This is a genomic window from Streptomyces nigrescens (assembly GCF_027626975.1).
In the GTDB taxonomy this organism is placed as follows: Bacteria; Actinomycetota; Actinomycetes; order Streptomycetales; family Streptomycetaceae; genus Streptomyces; species Streptomyces nigrescens.
This window is the reverse complement of the sequence record NZ_CP114203.1, coordinates 1,410,838-1,431,869: the sequence shown is the minus strand read 5'-3', so window position 1 is coordinate 1,431,869 and position 21,032 is coordinate 1,410,838. Positions and strand designations below refer to the sequence as shown.

The following is a 21,032-nucleotide window of genomic DNA, read 5'->3' as shown; positions in this document are numbered from 1 at the left end:
TAACTGCACGTAAAGAGGTGCAATTCGTGAGCAGAGGATTCGTCGAGGCCGATTACGAGAGCGACGAGGCCGGCCCTGAGAGCATCCGGCTCGACCGCGTGGGGCAGGCCGAGGCGTTCGACGCGATCGGCGACCGCTATGACGAGGCGTTCCCCTACAAGAAGGGGCAGCTCGCGGCCGCAGAGTGGGTGATCGGGTCGCTGCCCGCCGGATCCCGGGTGCTGGACCTGGGCTGCGGAACCGGTCTCCCGACCGCCCGGCAGCTGGTGGAGGCGAGGTGCGAGGTGGTCGGCGTCGATCTGTCCCGTGGGATGGTGGCTCTCGCCCGGGAGTATGTGCCCGGTGCCACGTTCCACCGGCTGGACATCGCCGACCTGGGGCCCGACGGCCCTCATGACCTGGGCCGATTCGATGCGGTCGTGGCGTTCTTCTCGCTGCTGATGCTGCCGCGCGCGGAGATTCCCGGTGTACTGCGGACGGTCCACGGCCTGCTGGTCCCCGGTGGCCTGTTCAGCCTCTCGATGGTGGAGGCCGATGTGGACTACTTCAAGATCCCGTTTCTCGGCAATGCGATCCGGGTGACCGGCTACCTGCGGGAAGACCTGCGCAAGGTCATCGAGGAGGCGGACTTCGAGGTCGTCGAGGAGTCCTCGTACACCTACGCCCCGGAGATCTCGGACGTGCCGCCCGAGGAACAGCTGTTTCTCAACTGCACGCGGCGCGGCTGAGGCCGCCCCGCGCGGTCCCCGGCCCCCACCGGACGGGCGAGACGAGTGATGAAGCCCCGCACCCCAGACCGAGGCCCCGGCAGGTTCACCGCCGGGGCCGGGGAGCGCCCTGCTTCCCAGGACCTGGCAGCGGGTGCCGTACCTGTGGACGCCAACGCCAACGCCAACACCAGCGCCAGCGCTAAGGCCAACACCAGCGCCAACACCGACGCCACCGCGCCGCCTCCGCCGACGAGGAAGCAGCCCCCATCGCTCGACCAGGAGCGGTCCCGGACGCCCCAGCAGCCGGACGACGCACCACCACGGACACCGCCGTCCCATCCGCCGCCTCCCGGAAGCCGCCGCTCCGACGACGTGTCCGGTGGGTCAGGGGAGGGCCCGACCCTGCCGGGCCGCGGCGCCACCCGCCCCGCACCGACCGCCGAGCGTGCTGCGGACGGGCCCCGGGACCAGGCGGAACGCGTCCCCGAGGCGCAGACCGACCGGCTCCGGTTCCTCGAAACCGCGACGCAGCGGATCGCCCGGGGCGTCGACCTGGACGAAACGCTGCGAGAACTGCGCCAGGCAGCGATTCCCGCGTTCGCCGATGCGATGCTCGTCCATCTGCGTCATCCGCTGCCGACCGGGGAAGGGCAAGCGGCCGAGCCTCTCGTCCTGCGGCTGCACAGCGTCGCTCAGGGGGCGGAGGACACGGCCACTGCGGCGCCCCGGGGGACCGCCGAACCCATACAGCTGACGGTCACCGGCCGGTTCGTCGAGTCTCTGCTGGCCCGGCAGCCCCTCTTCGGTGACGCCCCGGAGGCCGCGCCCGCGGTGGCCGAGCTGCTGGAGCCGGTGGGGAGCATGCCGACGCCGCACTCACCGGGCCGACGACTGATCATCGCCCCGCTGTACGGCCGCCATCACCTCATGGGAACCGTTGCCCTGTTGCGCGGGGCCGACCGGCTCGCCTTCACGGGCGACGACCTGCTCGTCGCCTCCCAGCTCGCCACACACGCCGCTTTCGGCGTCGACGAGACCATGCCGTACGGACACGAAGCCTCGGTCGCGGACGCGCTCCAGCTCACGATGCTGCCCTCGTCGCTCCCCGAGACCACGGGGGTCCGGCTGGCGAGTCGCTACCTGTGGTCTGCCGGGACCACCCAGGTGGGCGGTGACTGGTACGACGCGATCCCGCTGCCCGGCAACCGCGTCGCACTGGTCGTCGGCGACGTCATGGGGCACTCCATCACCTCCGCCGCCATCATGGGCCAGCTGCGCACCACCGTGCAGACCCTCGCCAGGCTCGACCTGCCGCCGGAAGAGGTCCTGTATCACCTCGACGAGCAGGCCCAGCGCCTCGGCAGCGAGCACATGGCCACCTGCCTCTACGCCATCTACGACCCGATATCGCAGCGACTTCAGGTGGCCGACGCGGGCCATCCGCCCCCGGTACTGCTGCATGCGGACGGCTCGGGCGAAGTGCTTCAGGTCCCGTCCGGCTCACCGATCGGAGTGGGCGGCGTTCCCTTCGAAACCGTGGAGATGCCCGCGCCCACCGGAGCGACTCTGTTCCTGTACACCGACGGCCTTGTCGAGTCGCGCACCACGGATGTCTGGACAGGTGTGGAGTCGCTGCGTACCCGCCTGGAAGCTGCTGCCGCCAGGGCCGGCTCCCCGCCGCTGGAAATGCTCTGCGACGCGGTGCTGACCCTCCTGGAACCGGACGCCCGGGATGACGACGCGGCGCTGATAGCCGCCCGGTTCGACGGCTTCCCGCCGAGCAATGTCGCGTACTGGTTCCTCAGCCCCCAGCCGCAAACGGCCGGCCGGGCGCGGCAGCTGACCCGCCGGGCGCTGCACCGCTGGGGCCTGGGCTCGATGCTCGATGCGACCGAACTCATGGTCAGCGAAGTGGTGACGAACGCGGTGCGCTACGCCTCCCGCCCGATCGCCCTGCGGCTGCTCCGCACCGAGGTGCTCCGGTGCGAGGTGGGCGACGATTCACCGCAGCTGCCCCGGATGCGGTGCGCTCAGGCCGGAGACGAGGGCGGACGTGGCCTGTTCCTGGTCGACCAGCTCTCCCGGCGCTGGGGAGCGACAATGCTGAGCACCGGCAAGGTCGTCTGGTTCGAGCAGCAGATACCCGAGGAGTACCGCCAGAAGGGGCCGGACGCAGCGTAGTTCAGCGGAAGCCCTCACGTGAGAGACCCTGGGGTCTGGGCCGGCGCAAGCCGCCATTCCCCGGAATGGCCGGGCGGGAGCGCCAGATCGCGTCGGACGGCCGCGTAGTAGCCCTCACGTGCGGCACGTTGGCGCTTGAGCATGGCTGACCACGTTTCCGGGCTATGGGTCCGGTCTCGCAGGAACCCTTCCATTTCCATCACCACGACGACCCATGCGCGGGCCTTCTCCACCACGTCCGGGGTGCCGAGCATCAACAGCGCCTCTCCGGCTGGGTCCCGGGCATCAGTGGCATCGGCCAGGTGAGGCGCCGCTTCCTCGGGTGACAAGGGATGCGGGTGAGGGTCGTTGCCGAGGTGGGCCGCGATCCGGTACGCCAGGGTGACACTCTTCTTCAGCGACCTGGCGAAGTCGGCGTAAGCCGTCAGCCGCCGCTCCTCCCAATGGGCCGCCCGCTCGCGACGGAAGCGGGCTTGATCGCCGCGCGTGCTCGCCACATACGATCCAAGGGCGCCGATCACCACGCCGATGAGGGCGGGGAGCTGGTGTATGAACGCCGACATGACCACACGGTATATCGCGGAGACAGGCGCGACGTGATGTTGATTCATTGCGTGGTCGTCGGAGCTTGTTGAGAGCTGCGGCGATGCAGACGAAGGCGGGGGAGTGCTCGGCCTTGCGCTCAACGCCTCTGCGGGCGATGTGGTGTTGGATGCCTAAGGGTGGCTTGGCGCGTGCCCGTTGCATAGGCTCGTTGTGTGCAGTGGCCTCAGGTACTCGGCTTCGTAGCCGCAGTCACACCCCTCACATTGGTTCCCGGCACCAGCTTCACTCTCGTCACGCAGCAGGTGATCGCGGGTTCGCGGTCCGATGGCGTGCGCGCCGCGTGTGGCTCGGTGTGCGGACTCCTGGTGCACGCAACGTTTGCCGCGGTTGGCTTGTCGGCCCTGGTCATGTCGTCGGCCCGGGCGTTGACGGCGGTGGAGCTCCTGGGCGGCATCTATGTCATCTGGTTGGGCGTGACCACGTGGCGCTCCGCGCGGCGAAGCGTCGAACCAACGGCAGCGAGGCCATGGCGCTTGCCGTGGGCGCGGCTCGGGGGATTTGGCCAGGGTCTGTGGTCCAACGTCCTCAATCCGAAGGCGGCTTCGGTCTATCTCACCCTGGTACCGCAGTTCCTCACTTCCAGCCGCCCCGTCGCGCCACAGATCGCGACGCTCGCGGCCGCCCATATGGCCGTTGTGCTGGTGTGGTTGCTGTTCTGGACGTCCGTGGTCGCCGCTGCGAGCACGGCAATCGACACACCTCGGTTCCGACGTGGGATGAGCCGCCTGGCGGGAGCCGTGCTGATCGCCCTGGGGACGCGAACCGCAACCGCGGCCTGAGTCCGCCTTCCACTTTTGCTGTGCCATCTCAGGAGATCGGTTCCACGCCGTACAGTCGGACGCGTGGACCGAGCGACGGAAAGAGCCCCCGCTGGGCTGGTTGCGGTGACGGGAAGTTCGGGCCGGGTCGGAGCGGCCCTGGCGGCGGCACTCGACGCGGCCGGCTGGGTGGTCCGCGGTGTGGACCGGGTTCCCGGCCGCTGGACGAGTGTCGTCGGAGACCTGCGCGACCGGCTCGTGCGGCTGGCCGCATTGCAGTCGGCCGATGTCCTGGTCCACACTGCCGCGCTGCACGCCCCGCACGTCGGGCGCCTGGCCGATGACGAGTTCCGAGCCGTGAACGTCGGTATGACAGCGGGCCTTCTCGACGATGCTGCCGGCCTCGGCGCCCGGCGGGTTCTCTACATCAGCAGTACGAGTGTGTACGGACACGCCCTGGTGCCCACCGACCGTGCGGTCTGGGTGGACGAGCAGCTCACGCCTCTTCCCAGGGACATCTACGACGAGACCAAACTGGCTGCGGAGGAGTTGGTCGCCGCCTGCCCCATTTCTTCGGTCACGCTGCGGATATCGCGATGCTTTCCGGAGCCACTGCCCGTGCGGGTCCGCCATCTGCTGCACCGGGCAGTCGACGTTGCCGACGTAGCAGCGGCGGGGGTCCTGGCCGTGACGCACTCCACCGTGAAAACTACTGCGCGATGTCGGGGGCGGGCCGGCCCATGAGTGATCGGACGGATCGGCTCGCCCTCGACGACTTCCATGGCACGAACGTCGTAAGGCCGCGCCGGCAGCAGGTCCATGGTCCGGTGTGTGCGCGTGCCGGTGTGCGTACCCGACCGTCCTTGCCGGAGGAAGACACACCCACATGAGAGCCAGCAGCGTCCGGCGGATCCTGACCGGCGCGGCCGGGGCGGTGGTGGCCGCGCTCGTCGTGCTGTGGTCGGTCGGACCGCCGGCCAGTGGGCCGCAGCAGGTGCAGGTCTACCTCACCACCACCGCCGGTGCCGGGGGCCGGCAGGTCGTCAAGGGGCTGGAGAAGCAGGCGCCGCTCACCTTCGCGCCGGGTGGCGGGGGCGGCATCGCCGTCGACGAGGGGAAGAAATACCAGCGGTTCGAGGGTGGTGGTGCCTCCTTCACCGATACCGCCGCATGGCTGCTGAACAGCAGCGGCGCGCTGAGTGACCGTGCCCGCGCCGCCACGATGAAAAAGCTCTTCGACCCCGCCGACGGCCTCGGGCTCAGCTTCGTCCGTAACCCCATGGGGGCCTCCGACCTCGCCCGCTTCGGCTACACCTACGACGACCGGCCGGCCGGACGGACCGACCCGGGCCTGCAGCACTTCTCCGTCGCGCACGATCTCGCCGATGTCCTGCCGCTGACCGCCTGGGCCCGCCGGCTCAACCCGGCCGTCACGGTGATGGCCTCGCCCTGGAGCGCACCCGCCTGGATGAAGGACAACAGGAAGCTCGACCAGGGATGGCTCCGGGCGAAGTACTACGGCGTCTACGCCCGGTACTTCGTGAAGTACCTCCAGGCGTACCGGGACCGAGGGGTGCCGGTCGACTATGTCTCCGTCCAGAACGAGCCCACCTGCTGCTCTGGGTATCCGTCCATGCGGTGGAACGGATCCGGACTCGCCTACTTCACCAAGCACGACCTGCTCCCCGCCCTGCGCCATGCGGGACTGTCCACCAAGGTCCTTGTGCTGGACTGGAATTGGGACACCTATCGAGAATTCGCCGCGCCCACTGTCGACGATCCCGCCGTCCGCCGCCACCCCAACTTCGGCGGCGTCGCCTGGCACGGCTACAGCGGTGAGGTCACCCGGCAGACCAGGCTGCACCACCGGTACCCGGGTCTGGCCGCGTACGACACCGAGCACTCCGGCGGCCGGTGGGTCAGAAACCAGCAGCGGGAGGACATGCGCAACCTCATCGACTACACCCGCAATTGGGGCCGCAGCTGGGTGAAGTGGTCCCTCGCCGTGGACCAGAACGGCGGTCCGCACCACGGCGGTTGCGGCAACTGCACCGGACTGGTCACCGTGCACCGCGGCGACGGACGGCACGGCACAGTCGACTACACCGTCGAGTACTACACGATGGGCCATCTCACCAAGTTCGTGCGGCCCGGCGCCCGCCGTATCGGCTCCACCGCCTCGGCCGCCCTCCCCAATGTCGCGTGGCGCAACCCCGACGGCTCCAGGGCCCTGATCGTCTACAACGACACCGGGCGCACCCGGCGGACGGACATCAACTGGCATGGACAGCACGTCACTTATGCTCTGCCGGCCGGTGCCTCGGCCACCTTCACCTGGTAGGCCGAGCGCCCCTCGTGCGCTGACTTCCCCTCGTGCGCCGACTGCCCCTTGCGCCCGACTGACCCGACTGGTCATGCCCCGAGGGCCCCTCAGGCCCGGCCGGAGGGCTCCCGGCCTGCCCTTCCTCTCGTGCGAGGTGAGCCGTCCCGGGGGAGTGCGGCCCCGGGACGGCTGCTGTCGTCAGGCGTGCGTCCGCGCAGGCGCCGCCACCGGCCGGGTCTGGTGGGTCCGGTGGGCCAGGGTGGCCTTCCGGGTCGCCACATCGACGGTGTACGCATCGATGGTCAGCCGCGCGCCGGACACCTTCAGCACCATGAACCCGTTGTCGGAGAAGTTCTGCCAGGCCGCAGGGTGCCCGAAGTGCGCCTTGCCGTCCTCCGTCTTGGCCGACGCGCCGCACACCACCTGCCGGGTGCCGCCCGTACGGGCCGTCGGCTCCAGGATCTGCAGTGTGTGGTCATGACCGGACAGGATCAGATCGGCCCGTCCGCAGACCACGTTCTCGTACATGTCCTTGAGGTGGACACCGCTGGTGTAGTTCCCGATCTCGAAACCGTCATAGGAACCGGCGCTGCCGTGCTTGCCGTTGTTGAGGTACGGGTGGTGGCCGATCACCACCTTCCAGCGGGCGCGCGAGGCGCGCAGCGCACCGTCCAGCCAGCTCCGCTGCTCGCGCATGTACGGCCCGTCCCAGCGGTAGTGCGGGTCGAGCTGGGCCACATACGACGACCAGGGGATGGTGTCGATGGCGAAGAACTCCACCAGCGGGTCGGCGGCCGGCAGCGGCACGCTGTAGTAGCGGCTCGGCATGTACCAGCGCCGTGACGTGGCGGCATAGGCGACCTCGCGGTCACCGCGGGACGGGTCGCCGCCGCTGCCGGGAATCAGCCCCGAGCAGTCGTGATTGCCCAGCACCATCAGCCAGGGCACATCGATACCGCTGTTCGGCTTCTCGAACTTGTCCTGGAACTCCGAGTCATCGTCGGATTCCGGCCCGTTCTCGTAAATATTGTCGCCGAGGCCCACCGCAAGGCCTATCCCCTCGGTCCGGCACAGGTCCCGTGCGGCGGCTGCCACCGCGTACTGCGCCTCGTCCCCCGTCCCCGCGTCACCGGTGACCAGAACGGCGAACTCGCCCTTTCCATTGGGGTGTTCGGGGAACGGGAAGGCTCCCGGGCCCCCGAGGCGGGGCGCGGCGGAAGCGGGCGACTGGGCCGGCGAAGGCAGCACCGTGAGCGCCGCACCGGCCATCGCGCCGCCCAGCAGGGTCCGCCGGTTCACCCACTGCGGAACGCGCCCCGTCGTCCGCATCGACGGCCCCCCGGCCGTCGTCTCCGACCCGGCCCGCAGCCACTCCCGCTCGGTCATGTCCGCCTGCGGCGGGATCAGTTCGTCTTCACACATGTCTGGTTTTCTTTCACGGTCGCCAGAGGTGATGGTGACGAAATGATGAATGCGAGGTGGACGTATGGCGATCGGATGCGGTATTGCTACGCGCCAGTAACTACGCGTATTCGGGGGGCTATCAGGGGGTGAGCTACGGACGGTTCGCCAGGCGGCGGAGGGTCCGGCCCAGATGGCGGGCGTACTGGCGCTGGAAGACGGGGACCAGTGGGCCGGCGAGTCGGGTGAGCGCGCGGGCGGGCCGGCTGAAGGCGGTCACCGTGAACCAGACCGAGCCGTCCGCGCGAAGCTCGGCGACGAACGCCTCCTCACCGCACTCGGGGTGCCCCTTCCGGGCCCCGTATCCGAACCCGATGCGGTTCTCGTCGTGCACCGTCCACACCACGATGCACGGCGCCCGCAGCCGCAGCGGGCCGAACCCCAGCGCGACCTCGACGTTCACGCCCGGCGCCGCCCGTGGGGCGTCGGCGCGGATTCCGGCACCGGCCGCGCGGTGCATCCGGAAGGTGGTGATCGCCTCGCCCGCAGCGGCCAGCACCGTGCGGCCGTGGCCGAGCGGCAGCTCCTCGTGGAGGTGGTGATAGCCCGACGGCAGCGGAGTGCGCCGAGTGCCGCCCTCCTCGGGGTAGTTCAGATCGCGCATGGTGTGCTCCTGGAGGGCGGGCTGCGGGCGGGCGGCGAAGACGGGGCAGAGCGACGGTACGCGGAGGGCCGCGGGCCTTCAACGACGCCGGTCATCTGGGGGGTGGCGGGTCGCAGCGGTTGCCGTCAGCCGCCCTGGCCAGGGCCGCAGGCGGAGGAGCCCGGAGCGGCTCCGGGCGGGCCGGTGCCGTGGGCGTCACGCTCCCGGTTCCTGACTCCCGTCCGGCGCACCGTGCCGTCCCGCCCCCGCGGTGAACCGCGCCGCACCTGCCGTCGCCTCGGGCAGTACCGCCTGTCCGTAACGGAGTTCCGCGGCCATCGCCGACTCCTCGTCCCGGCCCTCCTGGTCCAATAGGGAGGCGCGGTCGCTGCGCAGACATGCCTGCGGGAAGCGGGCGATCTCCGCCGCCAGCAGCTCGGCCTCCGCGCGCGCCGTACCGGCCGGCACCACGCGGTGGACCAGACCGATGTCCAGCGCCTCCGCGGCCGGGACCGGACGCCCCGTCAGCACCAGGTCCATCGCCCGGCTCGCGCCGATCAGCCGCGGCAGCCGCACCGTACCGCCGTCGATCAGCGGTACTCCCCAGCGCCGGCAGAACACCCCGAACACCGCGTCCTCCTCCGCCACCCGGAGATCGCACCAGAGCGCCAGCTCCAGGCCGCCGGCCACCGCATGCCCCGCGACCGCCGCGATCACCGGCTTGCCCAGCCGCATCCGGGTCGGTCCCATCGGCCCGTCCCCGTCCGGGGCCACGCGATTGCCGCGCTCGGTACCGATCGCCTTGAGATCGGCACCGGAGCAGAACGTCCCGCCCTCGCCCCACAACACCGCGATCCGGGCACCGTCATCGGCGTCGAACTCCCGGAAAGCGTCGGCGAGTTGCCGGGCCGCCGCCCCGTCCACGGCGTTGCGGGAAGCGGGCCGGGACAGCACCACCGTCGTCACCGGCCCGGCGCGCTCCACCCGTACGGACATCAGACCGCGTTCCCGGCCGCACCCGGCGCATCCGGCCGGGCCCGCTCCAGGACCGAGGTCAGATCGACGCCGGCCGGCAGGGTGCCGAAGGCGTTGCCCCACTCCCCGTCGAGCCGCGAGGCGCAGAACGCATCGGCGACCGCCGGGTGGCTGTGCCGCACCAGCAGGGAACCCTGCAGCACCAGCGCCATCCGCTCCGCCAGCGACCGCGCCATCAGCTGTGCCCGCTCCGGCTCGGCGAGCCCACCGAGCATCTTGCGGACCCCGGCCACCGCCGCGTCCAGCCGCCGGTCGGCGCCCGCCGCGGTCTCCACCTCGGCGAAGAACGCGTCCAGCGCGGCCGGTTCCTTGCCCAGTGCCCGCAGCACATCGAGCGCGGCGACATTTCCCGAGCCCTCCCAGATGGACAGCAGCGGCGCCTCCCGGTAGAGCCGCGGCATACCGGAATCCTCGACATAGCCGTTGCCGCCCAGGCACTCCAGCGCCTCCGCGGCATGGGTGCTGCCCCGCTTGCACACCCAGTACTTGCCGGCCGCCAGTGCCAGCCGGCGCAGCGCCGCCTCCCCGGCGTCCCCGGCCTGCGAGCGGTCCACCGCCGTCGCCAGCCGCATCCCCAGCAGGGTCGCCGCTTCCGACTCGACCGCCAGATCGGCGAGCACCGAACGCATCAGCGGCTGGCGGTCCAGCTGCCGTCCGAACGCCCGGCGGTGAGCGGTGTGGTGCAGCGCCTGCCGCAGCCCGGCCCGCATCCCGGCCGCCGACCCCAGCACACAGTCCAGCCGGGTCATGTTCACCATCTCGACGATGGTCCGCACCCCGCGGCCCGGCTCGCCGACCGGCCAGGCCACTGCCTCGTCGTACTCGATCTCGGAGGAGGCGTTGGAGCGGTTGCCCAGCTTGTCCTTGAGCCGCATCAGCCGCATCCCGTTGAGCGTGCCGTCCGGCAGCACCCGCGGCACCAGGAAGCAGCCGAGCCCCTCCTCGGTCTGCGCCAGCGCCAGGAACACATCGCTCATCGGCGCCGAGGTGAACCACTTGTGGCCGGTGATGCGGTACGTGCCGTCGCCGGCCGGCACCGCGCGCGTGGTGTTGGCCCGTACGTCGGAGCCGCCCTGCTTCTCCGTCATCGACATGCCGGCGATCAGGCCCGACTTGGTCAGCGGCGCGCGCAGCCCGAAGTCGTAGCTGCGGGCGGCGAGCAGCGGTTCGTACTGCGCGGCGAGATCCGGCGCGGCACGCAGCGCGGGCACGGCGGCGTACGTCATCGAGATCGGACAGCCGTGTCCCGCCTCGGCCTGCGACCAGACGTAGAACTTCGCGGCGCGCACCAGATGCGCCCCGGAGCGGCCGTCGGCCCAGGGCGCGGCGTGCAGCCCGTGCTCCACCGCGACGGTCATCAGCTGATGCCAGGCCGGATGGAAGGCGACCTCGTCGATGCGGTGGCCGAACCGGTCGTGGGTGTGCAGCCGCGGCGGCTGCTCCTCCGCCCAGCGGGCCTGCTCCTGCACCGCCGCGGAACCGGCCAGCGCGCCGAGCTCGGTCACCTCCCGCACGCCCCACTCGGCGCCGTCCCGGCGCAGCGCCTCCAGCAGGGCCGGCTCGTCCGCCGTGCTGAACCCGGTCAGCGGCGGGGCCTGATTCACGACTTCATGGGTGACGGTCATAGCATTGACGTTACAGAAACTGGACAGTCGTGGGAAGGCTGTAAGAGGGCCTTGTAAGGGCGCGCTTGCAAGAGGGACGGCTGTAAGACTCTCGGCGCTCGCATCCCGCCCAGGCCGCCCTCGCTAGAATTCCGTGCACATATGAACGACGACCGGACCCGCACGATCGACGACACCGAGGCCGCCGCGCTCGCGCTCCGCCCGCTCACGGCCCGCTCCATCGTGCTGAGCACCCTCCTCGGGCACCACCCGCCGCGGCTGCCCGCGCGCGCCCTGGTGCGGGTCGGTGAGCTCTTCGGCATCGCCGAGGGCACCGTCCGGGTCGCGCTCTCCCGGATGGTGGCCGCCGGTGACCTGCGGCAGGCCGAGGGCGCGTACGCCCTCACCACCCGGCTGCTGGCGCGCCAGACCCGGCAGGACGAGAGCCGCTCACCGCGGACCCGCCCCTGGAGCGGGGACTGGGAGATCGCCGTCGTCACCACCCCGGAAGGCCGCCCGGCGGCCGAGCGCACCGCGCTGCGCCAGGCCATGGCGACGCTGCGGATGGCCGAGCTCCGCGAGGGCAACTGGCTGCGCCCCGCCAACCTCGACCGGTCCCGCCCCGCCGTCGTCACCGACCAGTGCACCTGGTTCACCGGCACCCCGGACGGTGACCCGGCCACGCTCGCCGGCCGGCTGTGGGACCTGGCCGGCTGGGCCGGGCGGGCCCGCGCCCTGTCGGCCGCACTGGACCGCGCCGGCACCCACGCCGACCGCTTCACGGTCGCGGCGGCCGCGCTCCGCCATCTCCTCGCCGACCCGCTGCTGCCCGCCGAACTCCTGCCGGAGAACTGGCCGGGCGAGCAACTCCGCCGCACCTACGCGGAGTTCGAGACCGAACTACGGGATCTGCTGCGTCAGTATCTGGCGGGCTAGGGGTATCGCCCGGGCAGGGCAAGGAAGGGGCCGACGGGGCAGCCGCGAAGTCACATCCGGAGGCGGATCGCCGCGACGGTGACGGTGATGGTGCGGTGGCAGACCTCGGCGCGTTCGCCGTGTCCCGTGATCACGCCAGTGCCGCGAGCGCGTCCTCGGCCAGCCCGGCCAGGTAGCGGGGGCAGCCCCACGCCCCGGCGCCACGGGCTTCCTCGGGGGCATCGAACTCATCCGGTGCGTAGAGGTGGTTGAGGTGCGCCTCGAAGTCCGGGTACTCGGGTGGATGGGCATCGGCATGCGCACACGCCGAGTCGGACGGGACCGTCCGGGCGCCGACGAGCAGGTCCCGGATCTCCTCGCCGACGTCAGGAGCCAGTTCGGCGGTCCCCGCGCACCACAGGGCGAGGAGCAGCAGCACCAGACGCTCCCGTGGGCTGCCGTCCTCCGTGGCCGCGTAGCGCCGGGCGGCCCAGCGCACGGCGTTCTCGGCCTGCCACGACGTGTCGTACTCCGCCTCGTCGAAGCAGTGTGTGAGCGCGCCGATGTCGAGCCGCCCGTCGGGGCGGAGGTACTCGGCGTCCAGAAGGCGGTCGTCCCGGATGCCGAAGAGCGAGTCCCGCGCATAGCGCAGATTGCCCAGCGCCTCGTGGGCGAGGCCGCGCAGGAAGTCGTGGCACAGCCACCGTTCCAGGGGCGCGTCCGCGTGCCACGACCTGAGCTCGGCCCGTCCGCCGGGGCTGCGCAGGAGGTAGCCGGTCCTGGCGTTGCCGCTCGGGTCGCTGTCCAGGCCGGGGTGCTCGGCGACGGTACGTGCACAGGGCGCGTCGCCCAGTAGCGGCAGCGCCGCCTCCAGGCCCGCGATCATGTCGTCCAGCACGCGCTTCTCGGTGATCAGGCCGGACGTCGCGTACCACTGGCTCGCGTGCAGGGTGACGACATGGCCGGCGAGCACCCCCTGCGTCGGATGGCGGGGGAGGCCGCCGGCCTGGAAGGAGAGCTCCTCTCCGGGGTCGCCGTAGGGGTAGCCGTTGAGGACCGAGGACAGGTTGCTCAGGCTGCTCGTGTGGGCGTCGGGGATCAGCCCGGGTATGCCGCGGACCGTGAACGGGGCGAGGACGTCGGCGGTGAGCCGCGCGAAGCCGGCCACGTTGGCCGGGCACCGCCAGGCGCCGTCCTCGGCTGCGGGCCCGACCAGGCTCATTAGGTCGGGCCCGGCCAGCCACACCTCGTCCGCCAGGAGCCCCTTCAGGGTGCCCTCGTAGGGGTGGGAGGGATGGGCGCAGGGCGGGCCCCCCAGCGCCCGGTCGACGGCGCGCAGCGCGTCCAGAGCGCTCCGGGCGGCATCCTGCCCCGGCTGCCAGGCGAGGTATCCGGCCATCCGCACCAGCCCGAAGGTCCACAGATACGCCGTCCCGCCGCCGGGATCGGTGAGCAGGCGGCGGGCGCAGTCCTGGACGAGCGGGTCCGCTTCGGCGCGGTCCGAGTCGGCCGTGACGTGCCCCCACGCCTCGATGAGCCGCTGTGTCCGAGCGGCGGGAGTGTCGATCATGCTCTGTACGACGGTGCCGTGCCCACGCGGGGTTCCTGGCCGTCCGGGCGGGCAGCCGTGTCCGGTGGATCTTGGCCGGGTGCCTCGCGGTTCCGGAACCCACCTCACAAAATGGCAATTCGGCTGCATTCTGCTACATAGCGGCCATAGCGGTGCGAACCGATACGGCAGTGAGGTGCCGGGCCTGGTATGCCGGGCCCGAGCAAGATCCACCCGGGCCTGGCCGGGGCGGCCGGACGCCGGTTTGTATCCTCGGCAGGCAGTACCGAAGCCCCGGGCGCCGACCCCGCGGCGCCACCGGCCTGAGAGGAAACACCATGACCACCGAGCTGAGCGCCGACGCCCTGAACGGGCTCCTCGAGCGGGCCCGCAAGGACTATCAGGATCTCGCGGGGCGCGGACTCTCGCTGAATCTCACGCGGGGCAAGCCGGCGCCCGAGCAGCTCGACCTCTCCGAGGAGCTGCTGAGCCTGCCGGCCGGGCGGCACACCGCCGCCGACGGTACGGACGTGCGCAACTACGGTGGTCTTGAAGGGCTGCTGGAGCTCCGGGAGATATTCGCCGGGGTGCTCCAGGTGCCGGTCGGGCAGCTCCTCGCGGCGGGCAACTCCAGCCTTGAGCTGATGCACGACAGCCTGGTGCACGCCCTGCTGAGCGTGCTGCCGGGGGCCGAGTCGCGGTGGGTGGAGCAGGAGCGGATCGCGTTCCTGTGCCCGATACCGGGCTACGACCGGCACTTCGCGCTCTGTGAGCGGTTCGGGATCGAGATGATCCCGGTGCCGATGACGGCCGAGGGGCCGGACATGGCGGTCGTGGAGCGTTTGGTCGCCGAGGACCCGGCCGTCAAGGGCATCTGGTGCGTCCCGAAGTACAGCAACCCGGACGGGGTCTGCTACAGCGACGAGACGGTGGCGCGACTGGCCGCGATGAACACCGCCGCGCCCGATTTCCGGATCTTCTGGGACAACGCGTACGCCGCCCACCACCTCACCGACGAGCCCGTCGAGATCGCCGATCTGCTCGCCGCCTGCGCGGACGCCGGGAACCCGGACCGCGCGTTCGTCTTCGGCTCCACCTCGAAGATCACCGCGGCGGGCGCGGGCGTCGCCTTCTTCGGCTCGTCGCCCGCGAACGTGAAGTGGCTGCTGGCCAACAACGCCAAGCGGTCGATCGGCCCGGACAAGGTCAATCAGCTGCGGCACGCGATGTTCCTGCGGGACGCCGACGGGGTGCGGACCCACATGGAGCGCCAGCGCGCCCTGCTCGGGCCGAAGTTCGAGGCGGTGGCCCGCATCCTGGAGGCCGAGCTCGGCGGCACCGGACTGGCCCGCTGGACCGACCCCAAGGGCGGCTACTTCGTCACCCTCGAAGTGCCGGACGGCTGCGCCAAGGAGGTCGTACGCCGGGCCGCCGAGGCGGGCATCGTGCTGACCCCGGCCGGCGCCACCCACCCGTACGGTGACGACCCGCGCGACGCCACCATCCGGATCGCGCCCAGCTACCCCGGCCTCGAAGAACTGGAGCAGGCCATCGAGGGCCTCGCCGTCTGCGTCCGGCTCGTGGGCTACGAGCAGCAGGCCGGCTAGGGCGTGTGCTAGGACGTGTCCGATCGGCCGGCGCGGCTCAGCCCGCGCCGGCCGGCCCCTTCCGCCGCCGCAGCTCGTAACCGGCCAGCACCACGGCCACCGTCAGCAGACTCAGCCAGAACTGCGACCGGCTGTCCGGCAACCACGCCATGGCCCCGATCACCACTGCCATCAGCGCAATGGTCAGCCGGCTCAGCCACGGAAACAGCCACATCTTCAGCGTCAGCCGCTCCGGCTCCGTACGCTCCAGCTTCCGCCGCATCCGCACCTGGGCGACGGCGATCGCCAGATAGACGAACAGGGCGACCGCGCCGTAGGAGTTGATGAGGAACTGGAAGACGACATCGGGGGAGATCCAGGCCGCGATCACCGACAGATAGCCGGCCGAGGTCCCGGCCAGCAGCGCCCTGCGCGGCACCCCGCTCGCGCTGACCTTGGTGAAGCCGCGCGGCGCGTCCCCGTTGCGGGTGAGCGCGAACAGCATCCGGGAGGACGTGTAGAGCGCGGAGTTCAGGCAGGACAGCACGGCGATCAGCACCAGCGCGTTCATGACCGTGCCGGCCGCGGGCACGGCGAGCCGGTCCAGCACCGCCGCGTACGGACTCACCTCGATCGCCTTCGACGTCCAGGGCACCACCGTGACCACCAGGAAGGCCGACAGCACATAGAACGCGACCACCCGCAGCACGATCGAGCGGATCGCGTCCGCCACCGCCCGCTCCGGCTCGGCCGACTCGGCGGCCGCGATCGTCACGATCTCCGCGCCGGTGAAGAACCCGATGCAGGGCACGACGGCGGCCAGCACCGCGCCGACGCCCTTGGGCGCGAACCCGCCGTGCGCGGTCAGGTTTCCCAGGCCGCCGGGGGAGTCCGGCCACAGCCCCAGCACGAACAGCGCGCCGAGGAAGAGGAACACCACGATCGCCAGGATCTTGACCGAGGAGAACCAGTACTCGAACTCGCCGTAGGAGCGGGCCGAGACCATATTGGTCGCGGTCAGCAGTGTCATCAGCACCAGGCTGACCGCCCACAACGGCACGCCGGGAAGCCACAGTTGGACGATCCGGCCGCCGGCCACCGCCTCGACGGCGACCACGATCACAAAGAAGTACCAGTACAGCCAGCCGACCGTGAACCCCGCGCGCAGCCCCAGCGTCTCGCGGACATGGGCGTAGAACGACCCCAGCGCCGGGCGGGCGACGGTCATCTCGGCCAGCATCCGCATGATCAGTACGGTGAGCACGCCGGCCGCAAGGAACGACAACACAGCGGCCGGACCGGTGGACCGGATGACCACCCCGCTGCCGACGAACAGCCCGGCCCCGATGACCCCGCCCAGCGCGATCAACTGCATATGGCGGCGCTTGAGCCCCTGCTGCAGTCCGCCCGGCGCGTCCGGCGCCCCGTCCCGAGTGGTGCCGTCGTCCCGTACCGTTCCCGTGCTCATGGGGGCCGACGCTAGTGGGCCAATCCTGCGGCGCTGTTGCCGCAGTGTTTCAGCACACGGGACCGTGCCACGGAGCCCGGAGCGGCCCCTGTCCCCCCGCTCACCGTGGCAGGACGCACACCGGTACCGGAGCCGTGAACGGGGTGCCCGTGCGGTCCAGGGTGCCGGTCCGGGGGTCCACCGAGAACACCGTCACCGATCCGGACTTCTGGTTCGCCGCGAAGAGCCATCGCTGATCCGGTGAGAAGGCGATCTGCCGGGGGAAGTCCCCGCCGACGGGCACGGTGTCCAGCAGGCGCAGCCGGGCCCCGGCGGTCTCCACGGCGTAGCGGGTCAGGCTGTTGTGGCCGCGGTTGGCGAGATAGGCGAAGCGGCCGTCCCTGGTGACCAGGAGCTGCGCCGGGTAGTTGGTGCCCGGGCCGGTGCCCGTGGGCTGCGGCGCACCGGGCGTGAGTCGTCCGCTCCGGCGGTCGTAGCGGCAGACCACGACCGTGTTGTCGACCTCGTTCGCCAGATACGCGAAGTCGCCGGAGGGATGGAAGGTCAGATGCCGGGGGCCGGCCCCGGGCCGCAGCGCCGCGTACGACAGCTGGGTGAGCTTTCCGGCCGAGGAGTCGAGCCGGTAGGTGTAGACGGTGTCGTTGCCGAGGTCCACCGCCAGCACATGGCGGCCGTCCGGGGCGGTGATGATCTGGTGGGCATGCGGCCCGTCCTGTCCGGGGCCGGGCGGCGGGCTGGAGTGGGTGACCAGATCCGTGCGCTCGCCCAGGGCGCCGGTGGCCCGGTCGACCGGATGTACGGCGACGCTGCCGGAGAGGTAGTTGGCGCTGAGCAGCCAGCGGCCGCCGGGGTGCACCGACAGATGGCAGGGGCCCGCTCCGCCCGTGGACCGGGTGCCCAGGACGCCGGGCGGGCCGTCCGGCCGCAGCGCCATGGCGGTCACCCCGCCCTGCTCCCGCTCGTTGACCGCGTAGAGGGTGCGGCCGGACGGCGCCAGGGCGAGGTACGAGGGATCGCCGACGCCGGTCACCACCCCGCCGGCGGTGATCTGCCCGGTCCTGGTGTCGTACGTGCCGTATCCGACGCCGGTGCCGCCGCCCTCGACCGAGGTGTAGGTCCCCAGGAAGAGCGGACGGACGCGGGGCGGGCGTGGCGCCGGGCGGCGGGGGGCCTGCGCGGGCTCGGTGTCCTCCAACGAGCGCAGCCCCGTCCCGGCCGCCGCGGCCAGCCCCAGCCCCGCGACGGTGCCGAGGAACCGCCGGCGGCCCGTACCGCTCCCGGTCTGCGTTCCCGTGCCTTCTGCTCCCATGCCACACCTCGGTGCTCGCGGTCGGTGGTCCGTGACGGGTGGTTGTCAGCAGGGTGTCCCGTCCCGCCCGGCTCCGGCAAGCCGAGCATCCGGCGGGGCGCGGGGTGCATGGGCTCGCGCGGTCCCCCATCGGAGGGGTGACCCTGACGAGCCCCTACATCCCCATGATGACCATGATCCTCCTCCGTAGCACTCGAGTCGTACGGCATAACCCACATGCGGACGGATTCGCCGGCCCCTTCACGGATCGTAGGTTGTTGATCAAGGCACGGAGATGAATCGAGAGGGCCACGGATCTATGTACGGCAAGGCATTCGCCCCGGAATACCAGGGCGAGTTGGGCTCGGCCCTGGGTGTGAACTCCTCCTACGAGGAGGTACTGGCGACGGCGAGCCGGGCGCACGCCGACGCGGGCACACCACTGGAGCGGTCACGGGCCGCGCTCGCGGTCGCCGAGGCCAACCGCCGGCTCGGCCGGGTGGCGGAGGCGGGCGACGCCTGGCGGGAGAGCTACCGCAGCGGCCGCACCGCCGGTGACCCGGGCGCCATGGCCTGGGCCCTGTGGAGCGGCGGCACCCTGGCCCGCCAGTGCGGGACCCTGCCGCTCGCCCGCCGGCTGCTCACCCATGCCGTCGCGCTGGCCGACGGCAGTGGTGACCGCCTCGCCCACGGCTACTCGCTCGCCGGCCTCGCCGAGACCGGCCGCATACAGGGCGACTACGCCGCGGTCGCCGAACTCCACGAGCAGCTGCTCGAACAGGGCCGGGCGCACGGCGAGGCCCGGCACATGGTCTGGGCGATGTCCGGCATAGCCCAGATGCACCGCAACACCGGCGGCTACGACAAGGCCCTGGAGCTGTTCGAGGAGTCCGCCCGGATCGCCGCCGAGGCCGATGACTTCCGCGGGCGCGCCTGGTCGCTGCGCGGCGTCGCCGATGTCCTGTCCGTCCAGGGCGAGACGGACCGGGCGCTGGATCTGCTGTCCGAGGCGGAGGCCATCTGCCGCGCCATGGACCTGGCGAGCGCGCTCGCCTACAACCACAAGATGCGCGCCAACGTCCTCTACCGGGCGGGACGTTACGAGTCCGCGCGGGAGACCTACACCCTCTCGCTGCAGGAGTTCAACGACATGCAGGAGCCCCGCGGCGTGGCCCTCTCCCGGCTCGGCCTGGTCAAGTCCCGCGCCCGCCTCGGCCGCGACCGGGACGAGACACTGGCCGAACTGGCCTCCTTGGAAAAGGACTTCGTGCGCATCGGACTGCGCCACGCACGCGATATGGTCATCGCCTTCCGTGCAGAGCTGACCGCGCAACCGGCGGCAGAAACTCCCGCTCCTCGGTGCGATGCCACCACGCCCCCGTATCCCGCAGTTCCCGCCAGGTCGTGAAGCGGTAGCGGAAGACCCGGGCCCTGATCCGGGCCGGCGGCAGATCCGGGAACGGATTGCCGCGCAGCAGCCGCAGCGTGTCCCGGTCGTTCTCCAGCAGCCGCGTCACGAACGGCACGAACCAGGCCCGTGCGTAGGCCGGTGACAGCGCGGCGAACCACATCAGCCAGTCCAGCCGCAGGTGGTACGGCGCGAACTGACGCGGCATCCGGCGCACCGCACCCGGCTTGCCGTGGAACTCGTAGGCGAGCCAGGTCGTGTCCGGCCCGGTCACCGCGTCCGCCGTCCCCTCCACCACGATCTCCCGGCGCACCCGCGTGATGCTGCCGAACGCGCCGTAGGAGTTGACCAGATGGAGCGACTCGTAGGACGTGTTCATCATCTGCTGCCGGGCCAGCAGATTGCGGGCCGGCCGGTAGCTGAGCGCGAGGACCCCGGCGGTGGCGAGGAGGACCAGGACCTCGAACCAGACGGGTGGCGCCGGGAGCGGTGCGGAGGGTTGCGCCCACAGCGGGGCGGCGGCCGACAGGGCGAGTGCGATGGTCACCCAGTTCAGCCAGGCGAAGTTGCCGGAGACCACCAGCCACAGCTGGGTGACCACCATCGCGACCGCCGCCCATCCGGCGATCGGCTGCGGTGTGAACAGCAGCACCGGAACGGCGAGTTGGGCGACATGGTTGGCGGCCACCTCGACCCGGTGGAGGGGTTTGGGAAGATGGTGGAAGAACCAGCTCAGCGGGCCCGGCATCGGCTGGGTCTCATGGTGGTAGTAGAGGCAGGTCAGATCCCGCCAGCAGCGGTCGCCGCGCATTTTGATCAGCCCGGCCCCGAACTCCACCCGGAACAGCAGCCATCGCAGCAGCCACATGATCGTCACCGGGGGAGCGGTCTCGGCGTTTCCCAGGAACACCGCCAGCGAGCCCGCCTCCAGCAGCAGCGACTCCCAGCCGAAGCCGTACCAGGTCTGCCCGACGTTCACGATGGACAGATACAGCACCCACAACACGGCCCACATCACCATCGACGCCCACAGCGGCACGGCGTCCGCGGCCCCCGCCGCCACGGCCGCGGCGAGCAGGACCCCGCCCCATGACCACAGCGCGAAGAAGCGGTCCGAGTAGTGCCAGTGGAAGACCGAGGGCGCCGCGCGGAACGGCACCCTCGCCACGTAGGCGGGCACCGGCAGCATCCCGCGCGCACCGATCAGCGCCCGGAACTGCCGCACCGCCGCGAGGAACGCGACCACATAGAGAACGGCCAGCAGGCGCTGGAAGACCAGCCGCCCCAGCCAGTAACCGGAATCCGAGAACCATGCCACCCGCCCATGGGTAGCACCGCGGCCGCGCGCTCCGCGGCATGGCGCGCGGCCTTGGAGGCCGGATCCCTCGCTCACTCTCCAGCGTAGGGACCGGCGCGAATGCAGCAACCGCAGGGCCATTGGAGTGAGTGACGTACATCACATATTCGAGCCTGTTGCCCGTCATTCTCGGGGGGCGTTATTCGCGCTTTTCGAGGACTTGACTTTCTCAAGGGAAAACGTCGAGCGCGCCGCGTGCC

At 71.2% G+C, this 21,032-nt stretch carries 17 protein-coding genes; 8 read left to right on the top strand and 9 right to left on the bottom strand.

Annotated elements, in window-relative coordinates:
* Window positions 1-26: 26 nt before the first annotated feature.
* On the top strand, window positions 27-728 hold the full coding sequence (locus tag STRNI_RS06505) for a class I SAM-dependent DNA methyltransferase (RefSeq protein ID WP_159484941.1): 702 nt from the start codon (window positions 27-29) through the stop codon (window positions 726-728).
* A 144-nt stretch (window positions 729-872) separates the two neighbouring features.
* Window positions 873-2,891 carry an ATP-binding SpoIIE family protein phosphatase gene (locus STRNI_RS06500; protein ID WP_159484939.1) on the top strand — a complete coding sequence of 673 codons (2,019 nt, stop codon included), beginning with the start codon at window positions 873-875 and terminating at the stop codon, window positions 2,889-2,891.
* A 14-nt stretch (window positions 2,892-2,905) separates the two neighbouring features.
* Here STRNI_RS06500 and STRNI_RS06495 read toward each other — a convergent pair whose 3' ends face one another.
* On the bottom strand, window positions 2,906-3,454 hold the full coding sequence (locus tag STRNI_RS06495) for a hypothetical protein (RefSeq protein ID WP_159484937.1): 549 nt from the start codon (window positions 3,452-3,454) through the stop codon (window positions 2,906-2,908).
* A gap of 195 nt (window positions 3,455-3,649) precedes the next feature.
* Here STRNI_RS06495 and STRNI_RS06490 point away from each other — a divergent pair, with 195 nt between their 5' ends.
* The 3 genes from STRNI_RS06490 (at window position 3,650) to STRNI_RS06480 (ending at window position 6,596) form a co-directional block, all read left to right on the top strand.
* On the top strand, window positions 3,650-4,276 hold the full coding sequence (locus STRNI_RS06490; RefSeq protein ID WP_159484935.1) for a LysE family translocator: 627 nt from the start codon (window positions 3,650-3,652) through the stop codon (window positions 4,274-4,276).
* A 63-nt stretch (window positions 4,277-4,339) separates the two neighbouring features.
* On the top strand, window positions 4,340-4,999 hold the full coding sequence (locus tag STRNI_RS06485; protein WP_277410729.1) for an NAD-dependent epimerase/dehydratase family protein: 660 nt from the start codon (window positions 4,340-4,342) through the stop codon (window positions 4,997-4,999).
* Window positions 5,000-5,141: 142 nt separating this feature from the next.
* The gene (locus STRNI_RS06480) at window positions 5,142-6,596 is read left to right on the top strand and encodes a glycoside hydrolase family 30 protein (RefSeq protein ID WP_159484933.1); all 1,455 of its coding nucleotides are present in this window, start codon (window positions 5,142-5,144) and stop codon (window positions 6,594-6,596) included.
* Window positions 6,597-6,776: 180 nt separating this feature from the next.
* On the opposite strand, the gene STRNI_RS06475 is transcribed toward STRNI_RS06480, so the two are convergent.
* From STRNI_RS06475 to STRNI_RS06460, 4 genes are all read right to left on the bottom strand, one after another.
* On the bottom strand, window positions 6,777-8,000 hold the full coding sequence (locus STRNI_RS06475) for a metallophosphoesterase (protein ID WP_159484931.1): 1,224 nt from the start codon (window positions 7,998-8,000) through the stop codon (window positions 6,777-6,779).
* 133 nt (window positions 8,001-8,133) lie between these two features.
* Window positions 8,134-8,643, bottom strand: a complete 510-nt coding sequence (locus STRNI_RS06470) for a DUF1990 family protein (RefSeq protein ID WP_159484929.1) — start codon at window positions 8,641-8,643, stop codon at window positions 8,134-8,136.
* Window positions 8,644-8,838: 195 nt separating this feature from the next.
* The gene (locus STRNI_RS06465) at window positions 8,839-9,618 is read right to left on the bottom strand and encodes a crotonase/enoyl-CoA hydratase family protein (protein ID WP_266443790.1); all 780 of its coding nucleotides are present in this window, start codon (window positions 9,616-9,618) and stop codon (window positions 8,839-8,841) included.
* Window positions 9,618-11,282 carry an acyl-CoA dehydrogenase family protein gene (locus STRNI_RS06460; protein ID WP_277410728.1) on the bottom strand — a complete coding sequence of 555 codons (1,665 nt, stop codon included), beginning with the start codon at window positions 11,280-11,282 and terminating at the stop codon, window positions 9,618-9,620. The genes STRNI_RS06465 and STRNI_RS06460 overlap by 1 nt, the downstream gene beginning before the upstream one ends.
* 141 nt (window positions 11,283-11,423) lie before the next feature.
* Here STRNI_RS06460 and STRNI_RS06455 point away from each other — a divergent pair, with 141 nt between their 5' ends.
* Complete coding sequence (locus STRNI_RS06455; RefSeq protein ID WP_277410727.1) at window positions 11,424-12,197, top strand: PaaX family transcriptional regulator C-terminal domain-containing protein; 774 nt, start codon at window positions 11,424-11,426, stop codon at window positions 12,195-12,197.
* 130 nt (window positions 12,198-12,327) lie between these two features.
* On the opposite strand, the gene STRNI_RS06450 is transcribed toward STRNI_RS06455, so the two are convergent.
* The gene (locus STRNI_RS06450; protein WP_277410726.1) at window positions 12,328-13,746 is read right to left on the bottom strand and encodes a hypothetical protein; all 1,419 of its coding nucleotides are present in this window, start codon (window positions 13,744-13,746) and stop codon (window positions 12,328-12,330) included.
* A gap of 317 nt (window positions 13,747-14,063) precedes the next feature.
* Here STRNI_RS06450 and STRNI_RS06445 point away from each other — a divergent pair, with 317 nt between their 5' ends.
* A complete protein-coding gene (locus tag STRNI_RS06445; protein ID WP_159484919.1) occupies window positions 14,064-15,332 on the top strand; it encodes an aspartate aminotransferase type Ic in 1,269 nt (422 codons plus the stop codon).
* A gap of 37 nt (window positions 15,333-15,369) precedes the next feature.
* On the opposite strand, the gene STRNI_RS06440 is transcribed toward STRNI_RS06445, so the two are convergent.
* Together STRNI_RS06440 and STRNI_RS06435 are read right to left on the bottom strand one after the other, a co-directional pair.
* Window positions 15,370-16,779 (bottom strand): amino acid permease, encoded by a 1,410-nt coding sequence (locus tag STRNI_RS06440; RefSeq protein ID WP_277410725.1) that lies wholly within the window; start codon window positions 16,777-16,779, stop codon window positions 15,370-15,372.
* A gap of 100 nt (window positions 16,780-16,879) precedes the next feature.
* Window positions 16,880-18,088: a lactonase family protein gene (locus STRNI_RS06435; protein ID WP_277410724.1), complete on the bottom strand. Its 1,209-nt coding sequence runs from the start codon at window positions 18,086-18,088 to the stop codon at window positions 16,880-16,882.
* Window positions 18,089-18,386: 298 nt separating this feature from the next.
* On the opposite strand from STRNI_RS06435, the gene STRNI_RS06430 reads away from it, so the two are divergent.
* Window positions 18,387-19,475, top strand: a complete 1,089-nt coding sequence (locus STRNI_RS06430; RefSeq protein ID WP_109894555.1) for a tetratricopeptide repeat protein — start codon at window positions 18,387-18,389, stop codon at window positions 19,473-19,475.
* On the opposite strand, the gene STRNI_RS06425 is transcribed toward STRNI_RS06430, so the two are convergent.
* Window positions 19,369-20,793: a lipase maturation factor family protein gene (locus STRNI_RS06425; RefSeq protein ID WP_277410723.1), complete on the bottom strand. Its 1,425-nt coding sequence runs from the start codon at window positions 20,791-20,793 to the stop codon at window positions 19,369-19,371. The two genes, STRNI_RS06430 and STRNI_RS06425, sit on opposite strands and share 107 nt — an antisense overlap.
* Window positions 20,794-21,032: the final 239 nt, after the last annotated feature.